This is a genomic window from Pseudomonas cichorii (genome assembly GCF_019719005.1).
GTDB classification, from domain to species: domain Bacteria; phylum Pseudomonadota; class Gammaproteobacteria; order Pseudomonadales; family Pseudomonadaceae; genus Aquipseudomonas; species Aquipseudomonas cichorii_E.
Map to the genome: position 1 here is coordinate 259,078 of NZ_JAIGPJ010000001.1, position 19,865 is coordinate 278,942.

A 19,865-nucleotide genomic window follows, 5' to 3' on the forward strand; every position below is an offset into this window, starting at 1 on the left:
GGGATTGAAAAAAGGGCACGAACTATAGCATGCCCATCGGACAGCCAACGCTAGGAACCCGTGAGCATCGTCCCTATAATGCGCGGTTCTTTGAATCCGCTGATGATCACGCATGGCCAAGAAGCTTTATATCGAAACCCACGGTTGCCAGATGAACGAGTACGACAGCTCGCGCATGGTCGATCTGCTGGGCGAACATCAGGCCCTGGAAGTCACCGCTCGTGCGGAAGATGCCGACGTGATCCTGCTCAATACCTGCTCGATTCGCGAGCGCGCCCAGGATCGGGTTTATTCCCAGCTGGGTCGCTGGCGTGAACTGAAGCTGGCCAATCCCGAGATGGTCATCGCTGTCGGCGGCTGCGTCGCCAGTCAGGAAGGCGCTGCGATTCGTGATCGCGCCCCTTACGTGGACGTGGTCTTCGGCCCGCAGACCTTGCACCGTCTGCCGGAAATGATCGACACCGCCCGTATTACCCGCCTGCCTCAGGTGGACGTGTCGTTCCCGGAAATCGAGAAATTCGACCACCTGCCCGAGCCGCGCATCGATGGCCCGAGCGCCTACGTGTCGGTGATGGAAGGCTGCAGCAAGTACTGCACGTTCTGCGTCGTGCCTTATACCCGTGGTGAAGAGGTCAGCCGTCCGTTCGATGACGTCCTGGCGGAAGTCATTCATCTGGCCGAAAACGGCGTGCGTGAAATCACGCTGCTGGGCCAGAACGTCAACGGCTATCGCGGCACGACCCATGATGGTCGCGTGGCCGATCTGGCCGACCTGATCCGCGTGGTTGCGGCAGTCGACGGTATCGACCGCATCCGCTACACCACGTCGCATCCTCTGGAGTTTTCCGACAGTCTGATCCAGGCTCACGCCGAGGTACCGGAACTGGTCAAACACCTGCACTTGCCGGTGCAATCGGGCTCCGACCGCGTTCTGGCGGCCATGAAGCGCAACCACACCACGCTGGAATACAAGTCCAAGCTGCGCAAGCTCAAGGCTGCCGTGCCGGGTATCAGCATCAGTTCGGACTTCATCGTCGGCTTTCCGGGCGAAACCGAGAAAGACTTCGAGAACACCATGAAGCTGATCCAGGACGTGGGTTTCGACTTTTCGTTCTCGTTCATCTACAGCCCGCGCCCTGGTACGCCAGCCGCCGATCTGAAAGACGACACCCCGGAAGCCCTCAAAAAGGAACGCCTGGCGGCCCTGCAACATCGTCTCAACCAGCAGGGTTTCGAGATCAGCCGACAAATGGTCGGCAGCACCCAGCGCATTCTGGTGACCGACTACTCGAAAAAGGACCCCGGCGAGCTGCAAGGGCGCACCGAAAACAACCGGATCGTCAACTTCCGCTGCGACAACCCCAAGCTGATCGGGCAATTCGCCGATGTACACATTGACGATGCACAGCCGCATTCGTTGCGGGGTTCTTTGTTGCAGTAATGGTTTATTCGCGAATGAATTCGCTCCTACGGTCGGCCTTGTGGGAGCGAATTCATTTGCAAACGACGTCAGACCTTTCGCCCAAGGTTCTCTAGGGGTATTCTTCAATTCAACTCAACTGCCGTCGGGCGGCTAAAAACGACCTTGAACGCTCCCACAGAACCTCATCGCTTCATCCTCGAACCTTTCGAGGCCCATCGTTTCGCCAACTTGTGCGGGCAACTCGACGAGCATCTGCGCTTGATCGAACAACGCCTGGACATCGAGATCCGCAATCGCGGCAATCAATTCGAGCTCATTGGCGAGTCCCGGCAAACCACCTCGGCTGAAAACCTTCTGCGCCGCCTGTACCGTGAAACCAAAGGTACGGACCTGACGCCAGACATGGTTCACCTGTTCCTGCAGGAATCCGGTGTCGACGGGCTGGACAACCATCCGGCCGCCGAAGTGGGCGTGGCCCTGCGCACCAAGAAAGGCATGATTCGCCCACGCGGCTTGAATCAGCAGCGTTACGTCAAGGAAATCCTCGGTAACGACATCAACTTCGGCATCGGCCCTGCGGGTACCGGCAAGACCTATCTGGCCGTCGCCTGTGCGGTGGATGCCCTGGAGCGCGAGCAGATCCGCCGCATCCTGCTGGTGCGTCCGGCCGTGGAAGCAGGTGAAAAGCTCGGCTTCCTGCCCGGCGATCTGGCACAGAAGATCGACCCCTATCTGCGCCCGCTCTACGACGCCCTCTACGAAATGCTGGGCTTCGAATATGTCGCCAAGCTGATCGAGAAGCAGGTCATTGAAGTTGCACCGCTGGCCTACATGCGCGGACGCACCCTTAATAACAGCTTCATCATTCTCGACGAGAGTCAGAACACCACCGTCGAGCAGATGAAAATGTTCCTGACCCGTATCGGCTTCGGCTCTACCGCCGTCATCACGGGTGACATTACCCAGGTCGACCTGCCCAAGGGCACGAAGTCGGGCCTGACTCATGTCATCGATGTCCTGAAGGATGTGCCGGGCATCAGTTTTACCCATTTCAAACCCAAGGACGTGGTTCGCCATCCGCTGGTGCAGCGCATCGTCGAAGCCTATGAGCGCTTCGATGACCGTTTCAGCGACACGCAGAGCAGCAGCGTCAATTCTTCACGGGACAGCCGCCGCGATGCTTGAGCTGGATCTGCAACTGGCAAGCGAAACAAAAGCCCCCAGCGAAGCCCAGTTCCGCCTCTGGTGCGAAATGGGCCTGCGCCAGCGCAGCGCCGATTCGGAACTGACCATCCGTCTGGTCGACGAACCCGAAGGGCGCGAACTTAATCACACATGGCGGCACAAAGATTACGCCACCAACGTGCTTTCCTTTCCTGCGGACGTGCCCGACGACATGCTGGACATTCCGCTGCTTGGCGATCTGGTCATCTGCGTGCCGGTGGTCAATCGCGAAGCACAGGAACAAGGCAAGGCCGTTGATGCGCATTGGGCGCACATGGTCATTCACGGCTGCCTTCATCTGCTTGGTTACGACCATATCGACGATGAAGAGGCCGAAGAAATGGAATCACTGGAACGAACGTTGCTTGAGGAACTGGGCTATCCGGATCCTTATGCAGACGACGAAAGCGCCGAACATCAACCTTCAGAAACGACAAGCAAGGATCACGAGTAAGGGCTATGAGCGAAGACCGATCGAGCAACGGACAAAAGTCATGGCTGGGTAAACTGACCCAGGCTTTTGTCCACGAGCCGAAAAACCGCCAGGAGCTGCTTGAGCTGCTGCGCGAAGCCCAACAGAACAAACTGCTGGACAGCGAAGCGCTGGCCATTGTCGAAGGGGCCATTCAGGTGGCTGACCTGCAAGTACGCGACATCATGGTGCCGCGCTCGCAGATGATCAGCATCAAGGCGACCCAGACACCCCGCGAATTCCTGCCAGCGGTCATCGATGCCGCGCATTCGCGCTACCCGGTGATCGGCGAAAGCCACGACGACGTGCTCGGCGTGCTGCTGGCCAAGGATCTGCTGCCGCTGATCCTCAAGGCCGACGGCGACAGCGACGACATCAAGAGCCTGCTGCGCCCGGCGACATTCGTCCCCGAGTCCAAGCGCCTCAACGTGCTGCTGCGCGAGTTCCGCGCCAACCACAACCACATGGCCATCGTCATTGACGAATACGGCGGCGTGGCGGGTCTTGTGACCATCGAAGACGTGCTGGAACAGATCGTCGGCGACATCGAGGACGAGCATGACGTCGAAGAGGACAGCTACATCAAACCGCTGCCCAGCGGCGACTTCCTGGTCAAGGCCCTGACTCCCATCGAGAGCTTCAACGAGTTCTTCGACAGCGAATTCTCCGATGACGAATTCGATACGGTCGGCGGGCTGGTGATGAATGCCTTCGGTCATTTGCCCAAGCGCAACGAAATCACCGAAATCGGTGCCTATCGTTTCCGTGTCCTGAGCGCTGACAGCCGTCGCATTCACTTACTACGCCTGAGCCCTATCTCTCGCCCGTAACGTTTCAAGGAATAGACATGCGCTGGATAACCCGTCCCGGCTGGCCCGGTAATCTGCTGGCCGTGGCGGCTGGCGGACTCACGACCCTGGCCCTGGCGCCCTTCGACATCTGGCCTCTGGCCCTGGTGGCGGTGGCGATTTTCTACCTGGGCCTGCGCGAGCCTAGTCCACGCCAGGCATTCGTCCGGGGCTGGTGCTACGGCTTCGGCCTGTTCGGCGCAGGCACCAGCTGGATCTACGTCAGCATCAACACCTACGGCGGTGCATCGCCACTGCTGGCCGGGTTGTTGATGCTGCTGTTCATCAGCCTGATCGCCCTGTTCTTTGCCCTGCCCGCCTGGGTCTGGGCACGCTGGATTCGCCGCAATGAAGCGCCGCTGGCCGACGCCCTGGCCTTCGCGGCCTTGTGGACCGCTCAGGAAGCCTTCCGCGGCTGGTTCCTGACCGGCTTCCCGTGGCTGTATTCGGGTTACAGCCAGCTCCATGGTCCGCTGGCCGGCCTGGCACCTGTCGGTGGTATCTGGCTTATCTCCTTCGTACTGGCGCTGACCGTTGCCCTGCTGAGCAATCTGCACCGCTTGCGGGCACGCAAGTCCTTCCTGGCAGCAGGCGTCGCGCTGCTGCTGGCACCCTGGATTATCGGTATCGCCCTCAAAAACCACGCCTGGACTTCACCGGCAGGCGCACCTCTGAAAGTCGCGGCGATACAGGGCAACATCGAACAAAGCATGAAGTGGGACCCCAAGCAGTTGAATGCGCAACTGGCGCTTTATCGCGACATGACATTCAACTCGCAGCAGGCCGACCTGATCGTCTGGCCGGAAACAGCTGTGCCGGTGCTCAAAGAGTCGGCGGAAGGTTATCTGACGATGATGGGCAAGTTCGCCGCCCAACGAGGCTCGGCGCTCATTACCGGCGTACCGGTGCGCGAAGTGACCGAGCGCGGCGAGTCCCGTTACTACAACGGCATCACGGTCACTGGGGAAGGTGATGGCACCTATTTGAAGCAGAAGCTTGTTCCGTTTGGCGAATACGTGCCATTGCAGGACATTCTTCGCGGGCTGATCGCCTTCTTCGACCTGCCGATGTCAGACTTCGCCCGCGGCCCGAGCGACCAGAGCATGCTACAGGCCAAGGGTTATCAGGTTGCGCCGTTCATTTGCTATGAAGTGGTCTACCCGGAATTCGCGGCCAGCCTTGCGGCACAAAGCGACGTGCTGCTGACCATCAGCAACGACACCTGGTTCGGCACCTCCATTGGCCCGCTGCAACACCTGCAGATGGCCCAGATGCGCGCCCTGGAGGCCGGTCGCTGGATGATCCGCGCCACCAACAACGGCGTCACCGGCCTGATCGACCCGTTCGGCAAGATCACCGCACAGATACCGCAATTCGAACGCGGCGTGCTGTATGGCGAAGTGGTCCCGATGCAGGAACTGACACCTTACCTGCACTGGCGCTCATGGCCGCTGATTATTCTGTGCGGACTGTTGTTTGGCTGGGCATTGCTGGCGGCGCGAATTGCAAAGACGGTATAGGGAAGGGAGCTGCAAGCTGCAAGCTGCAAGCTGCAAGCTGCAAGCTGCAAGCTGCAAGCTGCAAGCTTTTGACTTGAAGCTTAAAGCTTGCGGCTTGCAGCTCAATACATTGCCCTATAAAACAATTGCCCCAACGCTTCATTGATCAGCCACATGTTCTGCATGAAGGCCTTGGCTTCGGGCATCCAGCCACCCAATGGCTGGTCGTTGGTGCTTCCCAGGAATCCGACGGGGGCGGCGACTACGGTGAAACCCGCTTCCTCGAAGCTCCAGCGTGAGCGAGGCATGTGCCAGGCCTGAGTGACCACCACAACCCGCTTGATTCCCAAGGGCTGCAAAACCTGAGCTGTCATGGTCGCATTCTCCCAGGTGGTGCGGCTGAGCCCTTCCTGCCAGCGCACCGTGACACCGAAGTCATCCTGCAGCGATTGAGCCATGATCGCTGCCTCGCTTGGCGGCTCGCCAAAATGCAGGCCACCGGTTGTCAGGATCGGCAGCCCTGAAGCCTTCGACAGTTGTGCAGCAAAGCGCAACCGCTCAAGTCCGGGCCCCGTCGGGGTATCCGTGCCCCAGGCCGGATCATTGCGCTCGCGCCCTGCCCCAAGAACCACAATGGCATCGGCCTGCTGCGCAAGCGTCGACCACTGCTGGCGCGACAAGGGCTGCTCGCTTTCAAGCCCCCGCGCAGCCCACTCCACCACCACAGGCAGGGTCATCAGCCAGAAGCCGCCCAGGCCCAGCGTGAAACACACAGCCGCGATACGCGGACGGGTGCGACGCAGCCACCAGGCGCTGATCAGCAATACAAAGAAAATGCCCGGAGGCAGAAGAAGGGCTTTAAGCAGATAACGTATAGGCATCGAGCATCTCCAGAGATACCCGAAGCCTAAGTTTTTTGAAACTAAGCAGCAATGCTTATAAGGCGGACACGCAGCCCGCTACGGTTAGAGCTTGAACGTGGTATTTGACGTGTAACGGCTCAACCCACCCGATGCCCTGGCCCGCCTCTTGTCCTTGAGCCAGATGATTCTGGCGGACTCTTTGGGCGGCATTATCGAGTGTGTCTGCTCCGGCGAAACAATGAAACTGCCCTCAGACTTACCCTTAACAGCCCCGCTCACACCCATCGTATCTTTCTCAAGATAAGCCTCGATAAATTCGAGTTCGGCACTGCTCAAACCTGCAAGTTCAAGCTCGACGGGCGACTCGTTACGGAGTCGAACCGCAGTATCTGCCGTTTCCAGAGCAAGCCCCAGACGATGGATCAAACGTTCATACAGCTCAGGAGTGCTTACTGTGTGCTGCAACTCTGTCATCCGCTCACCTCTTTGAAGAGTAAAAACATACTCTCGTCATTGAGCTTAGCGCTGCTGTAAAAACAGGCGAGATACTGCGACCAACGGCCAGATAGAGCCCTCTGAACGGTCTTTGGAGGGGCGGTGCAACAATCAGCGTTTCCCTCGGTAGACAGCGCTCATGTATGCTACGGCGCTTCCTGTAATTCCACTTCCGCTCTCCAAGAGCCTGTACGCACCGCAAAGACAGTCACGATTGTCCGGCAAAGGGTGCCAAGCTGACTCGGCGAAGCAATGAAGAGGTCAAGGGTCACCAATCTTTAGTAAAAAGTAGCCATGCACGAACTCTATCAGCCCCGCGAAATCGAAGCCGCCGCCCAAGCCTTTTGGGAAGAGCAAAAGTCTTTTGAAGTCAGTGAGCAGCCAGGCAAGGAAACCTTCTACTGCCTGTCGATGTTCCCTTATCCGAGCGGCAAGCTGCACATGGGTCATGTGCGCAACTACACCATTGGCGACGTGATCTCTCGCTACCAGCGCATGCAGGGCAAGAACGTCCTGCAGCCCCTGGGCTGGGATGCTTTCGGCATGCCTGCGGAAAACGCCGCAATCGACAACAATGTCGCGCCGGCCAAGTGGACTTACGAAAACATCGCTTACATGAAGGCCCAGCTCAAGAGCCTGGGCCTGGCCATCGACTGGTCCCGTGAAGTGACCACCTGCAAGCCAGACTACTACCGCTGGGAACAATGGCTGTTCACTCGCCTGTTCGAGAAAGGTGTGATCTACCGCAAGAACGGCACAGTCAACTGGGACCCGATCGACCAGACCGTACTGGCCAACGAGCAGGTCATCGACGGCCGTGGCTGGCGTTCGGGCGCGCTGATCGAGAAGCGCGAAATCCCGATGTACTACTTCAAGATCACCGCCTACGCCGATGAGCTGCTGCAAAGCCTCGACGAGTTGCCGGGCTGGCCTGAGCAGGTCAAGACCATGCAGCGCAACTGGATCGGCAAGTCCCGTGGCATGGAAGTCCAGTTCCCTTACAACGAAGCTTCCATTGGCGAAGCCGGCGCGCTGAAAGTCTTCACCACACGCCCCGACACCCTGATGGGCGCCACCTACGTGGCCGTGGCCGCCGAGCATCCGCTGGCGACCCAGGCAGCTCAAGGCAATGCCGAGCTGCAAGCGTTCATCGATGAGTGCAAGGGCGGCAGCGTTGCCGAAGCCGACGTTGCCACCCAGGAAAAGAAAGGCCTGCCGACCTCGCTGCTCGTCGAGCATCCACTGACCGGTGAAAAGCTGCCGGTGTGGGTCGCCAACTACGTGCTGATGCACTACGGCGACGGCGCGGTCATGGCCGTACCGGCTCACGACGAGCGCGATTACGAGTTCGCCACCAAGTACAACCTGCCGATCAAGGCCGTTGTGCGTACCAGCGCGGGCGACGAAACCCCGGCGCCATGGCAGGAAGCCTACGGCGAGCATGGCGTGCTGATCAATTCCGGCGAATTCGACGGCCTGGATTTCCAGGGCGCGTTCGATGCCATCGAAGCTGCCCTTCTCAAGAAAAACCTGGGCCAGTCCCGCACCCAGTTCCGCCTGCGCGACTGGGGCATCAGCCGCCAGCGCTACTGGGGCTGCCCGATCCCGATCGTCCACTGCGCCACGTGCGGCGACGTACCGGTTCCGGAAGATCAACTGCCGGTCGTACTGCCGGAAGACGTCGTACCCGACGGTGCAGGCTCGCCACTGGCTCGCATGCCTGAGTTCTACGAGTGCAGCTGCCCGAAATGTGGCGCACCGGCCAAGCGTGAAACCGACACCATGGACACCTTCGTGGAGTCGTCCTGGTACTACGCACGTTATGCGTCCCCGCATTACGAAGGTGGTCTGGTCGAGCCGAACGCTGCCAACCACTGGCTGCCGGTGGATCAGTACATCGGCGGTATCGAACACGCGATCCTGCACCTGCTCTATGCGCGCTTCTTCCACAAACTGATGCGCGATGAAGGTCTGGTAACGTCCAACGAGCCGTTCAAGAACCTGCTGACTCAGGGCATGGTCAACGCCGAAACCTACTTCCGCATGGAAGCCAGCGGCAAGAAGACCTGGATCAACCCTGCCGATGTAACCCTGGAGCGCGACGCCAAGGCCAAGGTCATCAGTGCAGTCCTGACCAGCGACGGCCTGCCAGTGGAAATCGGCGGCACCGAAAAGATGTCGAAGTCGAAGAAAAACGGCATCGACCCGCAAACCATGATCGATCAGTACGGCGCCGACACCTGCCGTCTGTTCATGATGTTCGCCTCGCCGCCTGACATGAGCCTGGAATGGTCCGACTCCGGCGTCGAAGGTTCGCACCGCTTCCTGCGCCGCGTATGGCGTCTGGCTCAGGCCCACGTAGGCCAGGGCCTGCCGGGCAGCCTTGATCTGGCGACCCTGAGCGATGACCAGAAGGCCATCCGCCGTTCCATTCATCAGGCGATCAAGCAGGCGAGCCAGGATATTGGTCAGAACCAGAAATTCAACACGGCCGTCGCCCAGGTGATGACCTTGATGAACGTGCTGGAAAAGGTCCCTCAGGCTACTGCCCAGGATCGCGCACTGCTTCAGGAAGGTCTGGAAACCGTCGCCCTGCTGCTGGCACCGATCACGCCGCACATCAGCCACGAGCTGTGGAAACAGCTGGGGCATGACAACGCGGTTATAGATGCCGGCTGGCCGGTTCTGGACGAAAGCGCACTGGTACAGGACAGCCTGCAACTGGTGATTCAGGTCAACGGCAAGCTGCGTGGCCAGATCGAAATGCCGGCCAGCGCCAGCCGCGAAGAAGTCGAAGCCGCTGCACGGGTCAACGAAAACGTGCTGCGCTTCATCGATGGCCTGACGATCCGCAAAGTGATCGTCGTGCCGGGCAAGCTGGTCAATATCGTCGCAAGCTGATTGGATCGGGCGCCTGGCAAGGGTCGGGCGCCAGACATATTTCCAGGGCTGCAAGGTCGGCCCAAACGGATTCAAGGGGAGCATCAAGATGATCAAACGCAATTTGCTGGTGATGGGCCTGGCGGTGTTGTTGAGTGCCTGTGGCTTCCAGCTGCGTGGCACCGGCACCAACGAGCTGGCGATCAAGGAACTGGATCTCAGCGCACGCAATCAGTACGGCGAAACAGTCACCCAGCTCAATCGCACACTGACCAACTCGGGCGTCAAGATCTACACCGGCGCGCCCTACAAGCTGATCCTGACCAACGAATCCGAAACCCAGCGCACTGCCAGCTATTCGGGCTCCGGTCGCTCGGCCGAGTACCAGTTGACCGTTACGCTCAACTACGAAATGCGTGGCGAGAAAGACCTCGTCCTGCTGGGCGATAAAGTCAGCGTAGAGAAAATCTACAACCATGACGGCAACAACCTGACCGCTTCGGATAACGAAGCACAGCAAGTGCGCAACGAAATGCGTAGCGAGCTGGTCCAGAAGATGATGGCTCGCCTGCAACAGTTGACTCCGGAGCGTCTGGAGCAACTGCAGAAGAAAGCCAACGATGTTGCCAAGGCTGAAGCGGACGCCCTGGAAGCGGCCCAGCGGGTACGCGACGAGACGCCTCAGCAGTCGCCTCTCGAAATACCAGCCAGGTAAGTGTCCGGGGCCAGCTTGCTGGCCCCGGTATCATCTGAACCATGAAACTCGCCCCCGCCCAACTCAGCAAGCATCTGCAAGGCGCACTCGCGCCTGTGTATGTCATCAGCGGCGACGATCCGCTGCTCTGCCAGGAAGCTGCCGACGCCATCCGCACGGCCGCCCGCCAGCAAGGTTTCGACGAACGCCAGGTATTCAGCGCCGATGCCAGCTTTGACTGGGGCACGCTGCTGCAGGCAGGCGCCAGCATGTCGCTGTTCGCTGAACGCCGCCTGCTGGAGCTGCGCCTGCCGTCGGGGAAACCCGGCGACAAAGGCGCTGCCGCACTGATGGAGTACTGCGCCAACCCTGCCGAAGACACGCTGCTGCTGATCAGCCTGCCCAAGCTGGACGGCAGCGCCCAGAAGACCAAATGGGGCAAGGCGCTGATCGAAGGCCCGCAGACCCAGTTCCTGCAGATCTGGCCGGTGGATATCGGCCAGCTACCGCAATGGATTCGCCAGCGTCTTTCCCAGGCCGGGCTGTCTGCCACTCAGGATGCCGTCGAGCTGATTGCAGCCCGTGTCGAAGGCAACCTGCTGGCTGCCGCCCAGGAAGTCGAAAAGCTCAAGCTGATGGCCGAGGAAGGCCAGATTACTGTCGACACCGTGCAGGCGGCCGTGGCTGACAGTGCACGCTTCGATGTTTTCGGCCTGACCGACGCGGTACTCAATGGCGAAGCCGCCCATGCCCTGCGCATTCTGGAAGGACTGCGCGGTGAAGGCGTCGAAACGCCAGTGATTCTCTGGGCGCTGACCCGGGAGCTTCGGGTACTGGCCAACATGTCATTGCAGTACAGCCAGGGCATCCCGCTGGATAAAGTCTTCAGCTCGGCAAGGCCGCCGATCTGGGACAAGCGCAAACCCCTGATGAGCAAAGCCTTGCAACGCTACTCTGCCAAGCGCTGGGCTCAACTGCTGATGGACGCCCAACGCATCGACGCCCAGATCAAAGGCCAGGCCGCCGGCTCACCCTGGAGCAGCCTGAGTCGGTTGGCTTTGCTGATGGCCGGTCAGAAACTGCCTCTGCCTGCTGAATGATCGTTTTTCGCGAATAAATTCGCTCCTACAAAATCCGTAGGAATTCATTCGCGAACAAGGTTTTCCATAGCACACAACTATTAGACAGACGCCCCGCTCTGTCCGATGATGCGCATCGTTCAACACCCAGCCGAGAGTACCCCGCCATGAGCAAACCGAAGCGGCCGAACAAGGCCAAGTCCATCATTGCCCAGCCATTGTTCCGCAGTCGTCAGGAACGACCAGCTAAGGGCAAAGGCAGCTACCGCCGCGAAGCCTTCCAGTCTAAAAGCTGGGAGGCTTCTTGCTTTCTGGCTGCGTGATAAAGAGCAACAAGCCTCCAGGCGATTTCAACCGCCAAGCCGTGTTAAGGTCTGCATCTATCGGTAATCCCTTTGGACCCAAGCATGCCTTCTTGTTTTACCCATCCCTGGCAGTTGCGCCAACTCATCGCCGCCTCCAGCCTTATTGCTCTGGTAGCTTGCGCAGAAAAACCCACTGCTGCCGATGCCACCCCTCTTCAAGCCAGCAAGACCCTGCCTGTTACGCCCGTAGCGGTGCCGACACCGGCTCTGGTCGTGGATGAAAACCTCACCATCCAGCCCGCCATCAGTTTTGCGGAATGGCAGGCAGGCTTTCGCAATCAGGCACTGAAGGCCGGTATTCGCGCAGACGTCTTCGACCGTGCATTCAGCGGCGTGACGCCGGACATGAGCGTGGTGAAGGCCGACCGCAGCCAGCCGGAGTTCAGCCGCCCGGTGTGGGAATACCTGGACGGCGCGATTTCTGCCGCGCGGGTACGCAAGGGCCAGGCCCTGCTTTCCCAGTACAGCACCGACCTGCAGAACATCGAGCAACGCTATGGCGTCGACCGTCAGGCACTGGTCGCGGTGTGGGGCATGGAGAGTAACTTCGGGCAGTTCCAGGGGTCGCAGTCGGTAATCCGCTCCCTGGCCACACTGGCCTATGAGGGCCGTCGCCCGGACTTCGCCCAGAGCCAGTTGCTGGCGGCGCTGGAAATCCTCCAGCAAGGCGATATCACTCCTGAGAAAATGCTTGGCTCATGGGCTGGCGCCATGGGGCAGACCCAGTTCATACCGACCACCTACAACACCCATGCGGTGGACTTCAACGGCGATGGCCGCCGGGATATCTGGAACACCCCGGCCGACGCCCTGGCGTCCACCGCTCATTACCTGCAAAGCTCGGGATGGCAGCGTGGCCAGCCGTGGGGCTTCGAAGTGGTATTGAGCTCGGACTTCGACTACGCCCTCGCTGACGCGTCGACCCGCAAGAGCCTGACTGAGTGGCAAAAGCTTGGCCTGAAGCTTCCCGACGGCTCGGCACTGCCTCTGGCCTCCAGCCAGCAGCAAGCGGCCCTGCTTCTGCCTGCGGGCTATCGCGGCCCGGCCTTCCTGGTGCTGGACAACTTCCGCGCCATCCTGCGCTACAACAACTCGTCGTCCTATGCCCTGGCCATCAGCCTGCTGTCCGACCGTTTCAAAGGGGCCGGTTACATCGTAGGCAACTGGCCTCGTACAGACCTGCCTCTGAGCCGCTCAGAGCGGATCGAGCTACAGACCCTGCTGTCGGCCCGTAAATACGATGCAGGCGCGCCAGACGGCATTATCGGCGCCAATACCCGCAAGGCAATTCGCAGTGCCCAGCAGTCCTTTGGCTGGCCAGCCGATGGCTATCCGACTCATGAGCTGCTGAACAACCTGCGCAAACCCTGACAGACCGCAATAAAAAAACGGGCCGGATATCACTATCCGGCCCGTTTTTCATTACCGTCAAATGCTTTTCAGAGCAAATTTTTGGCAATCTTGGCCTGTTCGTCGGCATGGTACGACGAACGCACCAGCGGCCCGGAAGCCACGTTCTTGAAGCCCATCTTGTAACCTTCCTCGGCGAACCAGGCGAAGGTGTCCGGATGCACGAAGCGCTGGACCGGCAAGTGGCTACGCGAAGGTTGCAGGTACTGACCCAGGGTCAGCATGTCGATGTCATGTTCGCGCATGCGCTGCATGACTTCGATGACTTCGTCGTCGGTTTCACCCAGGCCCAGCATCAGGCCGGATTTGGTCGGAACGTGCGGCACCATCTGCTTGAAGCGTTGCAACAGGGTCAGCGACCACTGATAGTCCGAGCCCGGACGCGCAGCCTTGTACAGGCGCGGTACGGTTTCCAGGTTGTGGTTGAACACATCAGGCGGCTCGGCTGCGGTGATTTCCAGCGCAACGTCCATGCGGCCGCGGTAGTCCGGGACCAGAGTTTCGAGCTGGACATTCGGCGACAGGGCACGGATTTCACGGATGCAGTCAGCAAAGTGCTGGGCACCGCCGTCGCGCAGGTCGTCGCGGTCGACCGAGGTGATGACCACGTACTTGAGGCGCAGGTCGGCAATCGCCACTGCCAGGTTATGCGGCTCTTCGGTATCCAGAGGCTTCGGACGGCCATGGCCGACGTCGCAGAACGGGCAGCGACGGGTGCAGATGTCACCCATGATCATGAAGGTCGCGGTGCCGCCGGAGAAACATTCGCCCAGGTTCGGGCAGGATGCCTCTTCGCAGACGCTGTGCAGCTTGTGCTTGCGCAGCAGTTGCTTGATGCGGTCGACTTCAGGGGAAACCGGGATTCGTACACGAATCCAGTCCGGCTTCTTGGGCAGCTCGACCGTCGGGATGATCTTGACCGGGATGCGTGCGACTTTTTCGGCACCGCGCAGCTTTACGCCCGCTTCGACTTTCGGACGGGGAGCGCGCTCGGAAACATCCAGCGTCGGGATCAGGGTTTGCACGGTGTCAGTCATATCATTCTATTCCGCCCGTAAGGGTCGCCTGCTCAGCATAGTCGAGGTGTTTGACGAGCTGCGCGCGCAGCCGGGCACTTACCTCGGAAAATTCCGTCTTCCCTGTGTGATCGCGCAACTGGGTCATTGCCAGCCCGGCATATCCACAGGGGTTGATGCGGCGGAACGGCTCCAGGTCCATGTCGACGTTCAACGCCAGTCCATGAAATGAGCAACCGTTACGAATGCGCAGGCCGAGAGACGCGATTTTCGCGCCGTCGACATATACGCCAGGGGCATCGGCCTTGGCCGCCGCCGTCACCCCGTAACTGTCCAGCAAGGCAATAAGGGTGTTTTCGATCCGGGTAACCAGATCGCGAACCCCAAATCCAAGGCGCCTGACATCGAGCAACAGATAGGCAACCAATTGGCCGGGGCCATGATAGGTCACTTGGCCGCCACGATCGACCTGTACGACAGGAATATTACCCGGCAACAGCAAATGTTCTGCCTTGCCGGACTGTCCCTGGGTAAAGACCGGGGGATGCTGCACCAGCCAGATCTCGTCTGCGGTGTCACGGTCACGCCCGTCGGTGAAGCGCTGCATGGCATGCCAGGCGCTTTCGTAATCGATCAAGCCAAGATCACGAAAGCCCAGGATGTCGCCCATCAGAGCACCATATGCACGACACCCGTAGCGCGAAGGGCACTATTGATATCGCGCAACTGGTCTTCGCCGGTGGCGACGATATGCAGTTGTACGGTGGTGTACTTGCCGTTGCTGCTCTGACGCTCGGCGAGCGTGGAGACGTCGATCTTGGCGTGCTTGCCCAGAATCTCGATCACTGCAGCAGTAAAACCCACGCTGGTGTCGCCGATCACCTTGATCGGGTAGTCATCGCAGGGGAATTCGATTTTGTGCGACTTGACGTCGGTATCGGTCATGGCAGTAAAGGTCTCACAAGCCGTGACGACGGACACGCGGCCTGCTCAGGAAGCAGGCCGCGAGAAGGTCGGCATTGATTACTAGAAGGTCAGTTGAACAAGCCGTAGAAGAACAGACGAATGCTATCCCACACGCGGCGGAAAATACCACCTTCCTCGACAGCTTCCAGTGCGATCAGGTTGGCAGTGTGCACAACCTTGTCTTCCTTCTTCACTTCAACCTTGCCGATCACGTCACCCTTGGCAATTGGCGCAACCAGTTGCGGGTTCATGGTCATGCTGGCGCTGAGCTTCTTCATGTCGCCCTTGGGCATGGTCATGCTCAGGTCTTCTGCCAGACCGGCCTTGACCTGACGAGCGGTGCCTTTCCAGACAGACGCCTGGGCCAGCTCGGTGCCTTTCTGGTAGAAGTTCTGGGTTTCGAAGAAACGGAAACCGTAGGTCAGCAGCTTCTGGGTTTCGGCTGCACGGGCCTGCTCGCTGTTGGTGCCGAACACCACGGCGATCAGACGCATGCCGTCACGCACTGCCGAGGACACCATGCAGTAGCCGGCTTCTTCGGTGTGGCCGGTTTTCAGACCGTCAACGGTCTTGTCGCGCCACAGCAGCAGGTTGCGGTTAGGCTGCTTGATGCCGTTCCAGAAGAACTCTTTCTGCGAGTAGATCGCGTAGTGAGCCGGGTCTTCGTGGATGATGGCACGTGCCAGGATGGCCATGTCATGAGCCGACGAGTAGTGCTCAGGGTTCGGCAGGCCGGTCGGGTTCATGAAGTGGCTGTTGGTCATGCCCAGATCGCCAGCCGTCTTGTTCATCATGTCGGCGAAAGCGTCTTCGCTGCCGGCAATGTGCTCGGCCACGGCAACGCTGGCGTCGTTACCCGACTGGATGATGATGCCGTGCAGCAGGTCGCTGACCGTCACCTGGGTGCCGACCTTGATGAACATCCGCGAACCGCCGGTACGCCAGGCATTTTCGCTGACGGTGACCGGATCGTTCTCGCCGATCTGGCCACGACGGATTTCCAGGGTAGCGATGTAGGCCGTCATCAGTTTGGTCAGGCTCGCAGGAGCCAGACGCTGATCACCGTTGTTTTCAACCAGAACGTTGCCGCTGGAGGCATCCATCAGCACGTAGGACTTGGCGGCCAGTTGCGGCGCAGCAGGCGTCATCTGTTCGGCAGCCCAGGCAGCCGGGGTGATGACCAGTGGCACAAGCAGGCACAAACGTTTTGCAAAGGTGGTGATGTTCATCCGTCTCTCGAAATTGCTAATGGGCAAACATGCCCTCACGGGCAAAGCGGAACAAGCCGGCGAAGCGCATGCACTTCACCGCGGCTCGTGGCGCCAGGCTAAAACCCTGGCTGACAAGATCGCCTGTTCAACACACGATCCTGCGGGCAGTGCCTGCAACACTTGCTCTGACGGCAAGTCCGCATTGCGGGCCACTGCATATCGTTCTTCATACCGCCAAGAACGACTGTTGATTCAATCCAGTGTTACAAGGCTCGGCTGACCAAGGTTGGCCGATCTGACACTATCCTGCAATTGCTGGGCTTCACCCTGAGTGCCTATCGGCCCCATACGAACCCGATAGAGCGTCTGCTGGTTGCGGGCTATCGAACTCACGAAAACCGGCGCCCGGACCATCGCGCTCAACTTCGATCTCAGGAGCTCTGCAGCGTCCGGATTCGCGAAGGCTCCCACCTGGAGAAATAGCCCAGAGGCTTGTCCTGAAGCGTTTTTTTTTGCGTCAACCTGCAAGGGTACAGGCGGAGCGGCATGCTGCTGAGGGGGTGGCGTGTATTGCTCGACCGTCCCGGTGGAGGTCGTGAACGCCGGCGTGGCCGCCTGGGCCACCACTTGTGGCTGGTCCAGGGCCAATGGCGCCGGACGACCCCGTTGTGCCCACCATTCCTGCGGATCGATACCTTCGACCTTGACTCGCGCCGTGCCGCTTTCGGCATAACCGAGCTTCTTGGCAGCCGCATAGGACAGGTCAATGATCCGGTCGGAGTAAAACGGACCACGGTCGTTGACGCGCAGAATCACGGTACGGTTGTTGTCGAGGTTGGTCACACGCACATAGCTGGGCAATGGCAGGGTCTTGTGGGCCGCACTCATGCCGTACAGGTCATAGACCTCGCCATTGGCGGTGTTCTGACCATGAAACTTGGTGCCGTACCAGGAAGCCGTACCCGTGGCGACATAGCGCTTGGATTCGCTCATCGGGAAGTAGCTCTTGCCCAGCACCGTATAAGGGTTGGCCTTGTAGGGACCTGTGTGGACAGTCGGCGTGGCATCGGGAATGCGCGAGATATCCACATCCCACCAGGGAGCCCCGTCCTTGTGCGCGCGGTTGATATCGAGTCCCGGAGCAGAGCGCACGGCGGTGCCGCTCTGCTGTTGTGGCGAACGCGAGGTGGACGAGCAGCTTGCCATCAGCAATGCCAGCCCCGCACAAGCCAGCACTTTCAAAGGTGTACGAATCGGCAATGGCCGCATTACTTAACGCCTCGTGCTTGAACCAACGATTCAGACAGCTGATACACGGCCATGGCGTACATCACACTGCGGTTATATCGGGTGATTGCATAAAAGTTATTCAATCCCAGCCAGTATTCCGGACCTTGATCGCCCTCAAGGCGAAATGCCGTGACGGGCAGGTCGTCGCGCAGCGCATCATGACTCGCCCAGCCCAGGCCTCGCAACTCCCCGACCGACATGACCGGGTCCAGACCAGGACTCAAACCCTCATCGACCCGACTGCCGCGTGCCGAGGCACGACTGACGACACGCTGCCCGGCCACCCAGCCATGGCGCTTGAAGTAGCTGGCGACACTGCCGATGGCATCGTCCGGGTCGGTCCAGATATTGATGTGCCCGTCACCGTCGAAATCCACGGCATAGGCGCGAAAGCTGCTCGGCATGAACTGCGGCAGTCCCATCGCACCGGCGTATGAACCCTTGAGGGTCATGGGATCGACCTGCTGTTCACGGGCCAACAGCAGGAACTCGCGCAATTCCTTGCGGAAAAACGGGGCGCGAGGCGGATAGTCGAAGCCCAGCGTGGACAACGCATCGATCACCCGGTAGTTCCCGGTATTGCGACCGAAAAAGGTTTCGACACCGATGATCGACACGATAATCTGCGCAGGCACGCCATATTCCTGCTCGGCACGAGCCAGGGCCGCCTCATGCTGACGCCAGAAATCGACGCCGCGAGCGATACGGGCATCGGTAATGAACATCGGGCGATATTCTTTCCACTGTTTGACCCGTTCGGCCGGGCGGGAAATGGCATCGAGGATCGCCTGCTTGCGCTCGACTTCGCGAAACACGTCCATCAGTTGCTCGCCGGCAAAACCGTACTCACGGGTCATCTCACCGACAAATTCGGCCACTTGAGGAGAACCTTCGTAGTCGCCGGCGATAGCCTCTTGTACAGACCCAAGGATGCTGACCAGACCGACCACCGGAGCATATCGAGCCCAGTTTCGCACTACCTGCATTGAATTCTTCACCTTAATCAAACCTGAGCGATCCATTTACGATGCGTATGGATCGACATCAAAACCCCAAACGCTGACAGCAGCGTCACGAGCGAAGTTCCGCCATAGCTAATGAAAGGCAGTGGTACGCCTACAACCGGCAACAGGCCACTGACCATACCGATGTTGACGAATACATAAACAAAAAATGTCATTGTCAGCGCCCCGGCCAGCAACTTGCCGAACAGGGTCTGGGCTTGCGCGGTGATGACCAGGCCACGACCGATCAGCAGCAGGTAGATGACCAGCAGCGCACAGATTCCCACCAGCCCGAACTCCTCACCCAATACCGCAATGATGAAGTCCGTGTGGCTCTCAGGCAGGAAGTCCAGGTGCGACTGAGTACCCAGCAACCAGCCCTTGCCGAAGACACCACCCGAACCGATGGCTGCCTTGGACTGGATGATGTTCCAGCCAGTGCCCAGCGGATCGCTTTCCGGATCGAGAAAGGTCAGTACCCGCTGTTTCTGGTAGTCGTGCATGAAGAAGAACCACATGGCGACAGCCGCTGGTACCGCAGCAGCCAGCACGCTGATGATCCAGCGCCAGCGCAGCCCGGCCATGAACAGCACGAAAGCGCCCGAGGCCAGGATCAACAGGGATGTGCCCAGGTCAGGCTGGCGCACGATCAGTACGAAAGGCACGCCGATCAACGCAAGGCTGACCGCCACATGCTTGAGCTGCGGCGGCAAGGTGCGCTTGGACAGATACCAGGCGATGGTCGCCGGCATGATGATTTTCAGGAACTCCGAAGGCTGGAAACGGATGACCCCCGGAATGTTGATCCAGCGCGTGGCCCCCATGGCGTTGTGGCCCATCACATCCACCACCACCAGCAACAGCACGCCCATGACGTACATGACCGGTACCCAGCGCGCCATGAATCGCGGCTCGAACTGGGCAATGACCAGCATTGCCGTCAGGCCGATGCCGAAAGAGCTGGCCTGCTTGAGCAGCAGGTCCCAGTTCTTGCCACTGGCCGAATACAGGACGAACAGGCTGCCCGCCGCCAGAGTCAGCAACAGGATAAGCAACGGGCCATCGATGTGGATGCGCTGCAGGAACGTCGCACGACGACGCATCACGTCTTCGCTGGAAAGGATGC

General features: G+C 59.7%; 19 protein-coding genes. 10 read left to right on the top strand and 9 right to left on the bottom strand.

The annotated features are described in order from the left end of the window. Nucleotides 1–112 precede the first annotated feature (112 nt). The 5 genes from miaB (at nucleotide 113) to lnt (ending at nucleotide 5,487) form a co-directional block, all read left to right on the top strand. A complete protein-coding gene (gene miaB / locus K5D32_RS01190; protein WP_025261952.1) occupies nucleotides 113–1,441 on the top strand; it encodes a tRNA (N6-isopentenyl adenosine(37)-C2)-methylthiotransferase MiaB in 1,329 nt (442 codons plus the stop codon). Between the two features lie 144 nt (nucleotides 1,442–1,585). Further along, on the top strand, nucleotides 1,586–2,608 hold the full coding sequence (locus tag K5D32_RS01195; RefSeq protein WP_025261953.1) for a PhoH family protein: 1,023 nt from the start codon (nucleotides 1,586–1,588) through the stop codon (nucleotides 2,606–2,608). Continuing rightward, nucleotides 2,601–3,101 carry an rRNA maturation RNase YbeY gene (gene ybeY, locus K5D32_RS01200; protein ID WP_221593398.1) on the top strand — a complete coding sequence of 167 codons (501 nt, stop codon included), beginning with the start codon at nucleotides 2,601–2,603 and terminating at the stop codon, nucleotides 3,099–3,101. The genes K5D32_RS01195 and ybeY overlap by 8 nt, the downstream gene beginning before the upstream one ends. A gap of 5 nt (nucleotides 3,102–3,106) precedes the next feature. After that, nucleotides 3,107–3,949, top strand: coding sequence for an HlyC/CorC family transporter (locus K5D32_RS01205; protein ID WP_025261955.1), 843 nt, complete (start codon nucleotides 3,107–3,109; stop codon nucleotides 3,947–3,949). A 17-nt stretch (nucleotides 3,950–3,966) separates the two neighbouring features. Further along, entirely contained in the window at nucleotides 3,967–5,487 is a 1,521-nt protein-coding gene (gene lnt, locus K5D32_RS01210; RefSeq protein WP_221599045.1) for an apolipoprotein N-acyltransferase, read from the top strand. A gap of 101 nt (nucleotides 5,488–5,588) precedes the next feature. Here lnt and K5D32_RS01215 read toward each other — a convergent pair whose 3' ends face one another. Next, nucleotides 5,589–6,347, bottom strand: a complete 759-nt coding sequence (locus tag K5D32_RS01215) for a YdcF family protein (RefSeq protein WP_221576629.1) — start codon at nucleotides 6,345–6,347, stop codon at nucleotides 5,589–5,591. A gap of 84 nt (nucleotides 6,348–6,431) precedes the next feature. Next, on the bottom strand, nucleotides 6,432–6,803 hold the full coding sequence (locus K5D32_RS01220) for a hypothetical protein (protein WP_221593395.1): 372 nt from the start codon (nucleotides 6,801–6,803) through the stop codon (nucleotides 6,432–6,434). A gap of 315 nt (nucleotides 6,804–7,118) precedes the next feature. On the opposite strand from K5D32_RS01220, the gene leuS reads away from it, so the two are divergent. The 5 genes from leuS (at nucleotide 7,119) to K5D32_RS01245 (ending at nucleotide 13,213) form a co-directional block, all read left to right on the top strand. Further along, complete coding sequence (leuS, locus tag K5D32_RS01225) at nucleotides 7,119–9,725, top strand: leucine--tRNA ligase (RefSeq protein WP_221599046.1); 2,607 nt, start codon at nucleotides 7,119–7,121, stop codon at nucleotides 9,723–9,725. An 88-nt stretch (nucleotides 9,726–9,813) separates the two neighbouring features. Continuing rightward, the gene (lptE, locus tag K5D32_RS01230) at nucleotides 9,814–10,419 is read left to right on the top strand and encodes an LPS assembly lipoprotein LptE (protein ID WP_025261960.1); all 606 of its coding nucleotides are present in this window, start codon (nucleotides 9,814–9,816) and stop codon (nucleotides 10,417–10,419) included. Nucleotides 10,420–10,460: 41 nt separating this feature from the next. Further along, the gene (gene holA / locus K5D32_RS01235) at nucleotides 10,461–11,498 is read left to right on the top strand and encodes a DNA polymerase III subunit delta (protein WP_025261961.1); all 1,038 of its coding nucleotides are present in this window, start codon (nucleotides 10,461–10,463) and stop codon (nucleotides 11,496–11,498) included. A gap of 146 nt (nucleotides 11,499–11,644) precedes the next feature. Then, nucleotides 11,645–11,800 carry an alternative ribosome rescue factor ArfA gene (gene arfA, locus K5D32_RS01240; protein ID WP_198728013.1) on the top strand — a complete coding sequence of 52 codons (156 nt, stop codon included), beginning with the start codon at nucleotides 11,645–11,647 and terminating at the stop codon, nucleotides 11,798–11,800. Nucleotides 11,801–11,884: 84 nt separating this feature from the next. Further along, nucleotides 11,885–13,213 carry a lytic murein transglycosylase gene (locus tag K5D32_RS01245; protein WP_221576632.1) on the top strand — a complete coding sequence of 443 codons (1,329 nt, stop codon included), beginning with the start codon at nucleotides 11,885–11,887 and terminating at the stop codon, nucleotides 13,211–13,213. Nucleotides 13,214–13,281: 68 nt separating this feature from the next. Here K5D32_RS01245 and lipA read toward each other — a convergent pair whose 3' ends face one another. The 7 genes from lipA to rodA form a co-directional block, all read right to left on the bottom strand. Next, nucleotides 13,282–14,289, bottom strand: a complete 1,008-nt coding sequence (gene lipA / locus K5D32_RS01250; RefSeq protein ID WP_025261964.1) for a lipoyl synthase — start codon at nucleotides 14,287–14,289, stop codon at nucleotides 13,282–13,284. 1 nt (nucleotide 14,290) lies between these two features. Next, a complete protein-coding gene (gene lipB / locus K5D32_RS01255) occupies nucleotides 14,291–14,938 on the bottom strand; it encodes a lipoyl(octanoyl) transferase LipB (RefSeq protein WP_221593394.1) in 648 nt (215 codons plus the stop codon). After that, the gene (locus K5D32_RS01260; protein ID WP_025261966.1) at nucleotides 14,938–15,213 is read right to left on the bottom strand and encodes a DUF493 domain-containing protein; all 276 of its coding nucleotides are present in this window, start codon (nucleotides 15,211–15,213) and stop codon (nucleotides 14,938–14,940) included. The genes lipB and K5D32_RS01260 overlap by 1 nt, the downstream gene beginning before the upstream one ends. An 89-nt stretch (nucleotides 15,214–15,302) precedes the next feature. Next, nucleotides 15,303–16,463, bottom strand: a complete 1,161-nt coding sequence (locus tag K5D32_RS01265; protein ID WP_221593393.1) for a D-alanyl-D-alanine carboxypeptidase family protein — start codon at nucleotides 16,461–16,463, stop codon at nucleotides 15,303–15,305. 234 nt (nucleotides 16,464–16,697) lie between these two features. Further along, nucleotides 16,698–17,714: a septal ring lytic transglycosylase RlpA family protein gene (locus K5D32_RS01270; RefSeq protein WP_025261968.1), complete on the bottom strand. Its 1,017-nt coding sequence runs from the start codon at nucleotides 17,712–17,714 to the stop codon at nucleotides 16,698–16,700. After that, nucleotides 17,714–18,721 (bottom strand): lytic murein transglycosylase B, encoded by a 1,008-nt coding sequence (gene mltB / locus K5D32_RS01275; protein ID WP_221576635.1) that lies wholly within the window; start codon nucleotides 18,719–18,721, stop codon nucleotides 17,714–17,716. Before mltB ends, K5D32_RS01270 begins: the two co-directional genes overlap by 1 nt. A 17-nt stretch (nucleotides 18,722–18,738) precedes the next feature. After that, on the bottom strand, nucleotides 18,739–19,842 hold the full coding sequence (gene rodA, locus K5D32_RS01280) for a rod shape-determining protein RodA (protein ID WP_051427793.1): 1,104 nt from the start codon (nucleotides 19,840–19,842) through the stop codon (nucleotides 18,739–18,741). Nucleotides 19,843–19,865 lie beyond the last annotated feature (23 nt).

Coding starts and splice junctions, on each gene's coding strand:
- mltB (WP_221576635.1), bottom strand. CDS start 18,721: ATGCAGGTAGTGCGAAACTGGGCTCGATATGCTCCGGTGGTCGGTCTG.
- K5D32_RS01245 (WP_221576632.1), top strand. CDS start 11,885: ATGCCTTCTTGTTTTACCCATCCCTGGCAGTTGCGCCAACTCATCGCC.
- miaB (WP_025261952.1), top strand. CDS start 113: ATGGCCAAGAAGCTTTATATCGAAACCCACGGTTGCCAGATGAACGAG.
- K5D32_RS01260 (WP_025261966.1), bottom strand. CDS start 15,213: ATGACCGATACCGACGTCAAGTCGCACAAAATCGAATTCCCCTGCGAT.
- K5D32_RS01265 (WP_221593393.1), bottom strand. CDS start 16,463: ATGAACATCACCACCTTTGCAAAACGTTTGTGCCTGCTTGTGCCACTG.
- K5D32_RS01215 (WP_221576629.1), bottom strand. CDS start 6,347: ATGCCTATACGTTATCTGCTTAAAGCCCTTCTTCTGCCTCCGGGCATT.
- lnt (WP_221599045.1), top strand. CDS start 3,967: ATGCGCTGGATAACCCGTCCCGGCTGGCCCGGTAATCTGCTGGCCGTG.
- rodA (WP_051427793.1), bottom strand. CDS start 19,842: ATGCGTCGTCGTGCGACGTTCCTGCAGCGCATCCACATCGATGGCCCG.
- arfA (WP_198728013.1), top strand. CDS start 11,645: ATGAGCAAACCGAAGCGGCCGAACAAGGCCAAGTCCATCATTGCCCAG.
- leuS (WP_221599046.1), top strand. CDS start 7,119: ATGCACGAACTCTATCAGCCCCGCGAAATCGAAGCCGCCGCCCAAGCC.
- lipB (WP_221593394.1), bottom strand. CDS start 14,938: ATGGGCGACATCCTGGGCTTTCGTGATCTTGGCTTGATCGATTACGAA.
- K5D32_RS01205 (WP_025261955.1), top strand. CDS start 3,107: ATGAGCGAAGACCGATCGAGCAACGGACAAAAGTCATGGCTGGGTAAA.
- holA (WP_025261961.1), top strand. CDS start 10,461: ATGAAACTCGCCCCCGCCCAACTCAGCAAGCATCTGCAAGGCGCACTC.
- K5D32_RS01220 (WP_221593395.1), bottom strand. CDS start 6,803: ATGACAGAGTTGCAGCACACAGTAAGCACTCCTGAGCTGTATGAACGT.
- ybeY (WP_221593398.1), top strand. CDS start 2,601: ATGCTTGAGCTGGATCTGCAACTGGCAAGCGAAACAAAAGCCCCCAGC.
- lptE (WP_025261960.1), top strand. CDS start 9,814: ATGATCAAACGCAATTTGCTGGTGATGGGCCTGGCGGTGTTGTTGAGT.
- lipA (WP_025261964.1), bottom strand. CDS start 14,289: ATGACTGACACCGTGCAAACCCTGATCCCGACGCTGGATGTTTCCGAG.
- K5D32_RS01270 (WP_025261968.1), bottom strand. CDS start 17,714: ATGCGGCCATTGCCGATTCGTACACCTTTGAAAGTGCTGGCTTGTGCG.